Source organism: Colwellia sp. (assembly GCF_013215345.1).
Classification (GTDB): Bacteria; Pseudomonadota; Gammaproteobacteria; order Enterobacterales; family Alteromonadaceae; genus Colwellia.
On sequence record NZ_JABSOV010000009.1, the window covers coordinates 1 to 2034 of the forward strand.

A 2034-nucleotide genomic window follows, 5' to 3' on the forward strand; every position below is an offset into this window, starting at 1 on the left:
TACGCTTAATTATGCGATCCGCACGGCCTTTCGCACGAGGTCTAATACGTTTCATTGTCGGACCATCGTCAACCATAATAGTTTTAACGAATAGTTCATCAATGTCTGCACCTTCATTGTGCTCTGCATTAGCTATTGCTGAGTTAAGTACTTTTTTAACTAAAACAGCAGCTTGTTTGTTGCTGTAAGTTAAAAGTTCTAATGCTTTCTCAACATGCATGCCGCGGATTTGATCCACAACTAAGCGTGCTTTTTGCGCAGAGCCACGGGCAAATTTATGTATAGCTATAGCTTCCATTTAATTTCCCCTATTTCTTCTTCGCTTTCTTATCAACGACATGGCCGCGATAAGTACGAGTTGGTGCAAATTCTCCTAATTTGTGACCGATCATTTCTTCAGTTACAAATACAGGTACGTGTTGGCGGCCATTATGGACAGCGATGGTCAATCCGATCATTGTTGGAATGATCATTGAACGACGGGACCAAGTTTTAATTGGCTTTTTATTCCCGCTTTCCACCGCTTTCTCTACCTTCGTCAACAAGTGCAGGTCAATAAATGGACCTTTCTTGAGGGAACGTGGCATGGTGAATCCTCTATATTAATTAGTACTATTTAGTACGACGACGTACGATAAATTTATCGGTACGCTTGTTTGAACGAGTCTTGTAACCCTTAGTTGGTACACCCCAAGGTGATACCGGATGACGACCGCCNGATGTTTTACCTTCACCACCACCGTGTGGNTGNTCAACNGGGTTCATGGCAACACCACGAACAGTTGGGCGAACACCGCGCCAGCGTGAAGCACCAGCTTTACCAAGTTGGCGAAGCATGTGTTCAGCGTTGCCGATCTCACCTAAAGTAGCACGACAATCTGCTTCTACTTTGCGCATTTCGCCAGAGCGAAGACGTAAAGTAACGTAAGCACCTTCTTTCGCAACTAATTGTGCGTAAGTACCAGCAGCACGTGCGATTTGCGCACCTTTACCTGGTTTAAGTTCGATTGCGTGAATAACACTACCTAACGGTAGGTTACGTAACGGCATAGTGTTACCAGCTTTGATAGGAGCATCTACACCAGACTGGATTGTATCTCCAGCGCTTAAGCCTTTAGGGGCTAGGATGTAACGACGTTCACCATCAGCATATAATACTAATGCGATGTTAGCGCTTCGGTTTGGATCGTATTCTAAACGTTCAATTTTGGCTGGAATGCCATCTTTAAGACGTTTAAAATCGATAATACGATAATGTTGCTTATGACCACCACCAATGTGACGAACCGTAATGCGACCATTATTGTTACGACCACCAGACTTAGACTTAGTGTCTAATAATGGTGCNTAAGGCTTACCTGTNTGAAGCTCTTTGTTTACCACTTTAACTAGGTGACGACGACCCGGAGAAGTAGGTTTACATTTTACTATAGCCATTTTAACTGCTCCTTATGATTCCGCGCCAACGAAGTCGATGTCACTACCTTCTGCAAGAGTAACGTAGGCTTTTTTCCAGTCGTTACGACGACCAAAACGAGCACCGGTACGTTTTACTTTACCCTTAACATTAAGTGTATTAACACCTACAACTGAAACTTCGAAAAGTTTCTCAACTGCTGCTTTGATTTCAGCTTTAGTAGCATCAGTAGTTACTTTGAAAACAACAGTGTTGTTTGCTTCAGCAGCTACAGTCGCTTTTTCAGAAATATTCGGTGCTAAAAGCACTTTTAACAAACGTTCTTCGTTTATCATGCTAAAATCCCCTCAATTTCTTTCACTGCATCAGCAGTCATTAAAACTTTTTCGAAACCAACCAAGCTTACTGGGTCGATTGCTGCAACGTCACGAACGTCAACTTTATATAAGTTGCGTGCTGATAAGAACAAGTTCTCATCCACTTCTTTCGTTACAATCAATACGTCTTTAAGCTCTAAACCTTTTAACTTAGCAACAAGTTCTTTAGTTTTAGGGGTTTCTACCGAAAAATCATTCACTACAATTAGACGATCTTGACGAACTAATTCAGAAAGGATG

Annotated in this window: 5 protein-coding genes; all 5 read right to left on the reverse strand. The window is 42.2% G+C overall.

All coding sequences use genetic code 11. From position 1 onward, the window contains the following. The coding region (rplV, locus tag HRT50_RS01370; protein WP_291610556.1) for a 50S ribosomal protein L22 at positions 1-298 on the reverse strand (298 nt) is incomplete at its 3' end. A gap of 10 nt (positions 299-308) precedes the next feature. Continuing rightward, entirely contained in the window at positions 309-587 is a 279-nt protein-coding gene (gene rpsS / locus HRT50_RS01375) for a 30S ribosomal protein S19 (RefSeq protein ID WP_291610558.1), read from the reverse strand. A 25-nt stretch (positions 588-612) separates the two neighbouring features. Beyond that, the gene (gene rplB, locus HRT50_RS01380) at positions 613-1437 is read right to left on the reverse strand and encodes a 50S ribosomal protein L2 (protein ID WP_291610560.1); all 825 of its coding nucleotides are present in this window, start codon (positions 1435-1437) and stop codon (positions 613-615) included. 12 nt (positions 1438-1449) lie between these two features. Then, entirely contained in the window at positions 1450-1752 is a 303-nt protein-coding gene (gene rplW / locus HRT50_RS01385; RefSeq protein ID WP_159821677.1) for a 50S ribosomal protein L23, read from the reverse strand. Next, positions 1749-2034, reverse strand: a 286-nt coding sequence (rplD, locus tag HRT50_RS01390) for an uL4 family ribosomal protein (protein WP_291610564.1), incomplete at its 5' end; no start/stop codon positions are given. The genes rplW and rplD, both read right to left, overlap by 4 nt.

What these genes read in the sequence shown, in the direction of transcription:
- rplW (WP_159821677.1), bottom strand. Translation starts at nt 1,752, where the DNA reads ATGATAAACGAAGAACGTTTGTTAAAAGTGCTTTTAGCACCGAATATT.
- rpsS (WP_291610558.1), bottom strand. Translation starts at nt 587, where the DNA reads ATGCCACGTTCCCTCAAGAAAGGTCCATTTATTGACCTGCACTTGTTG.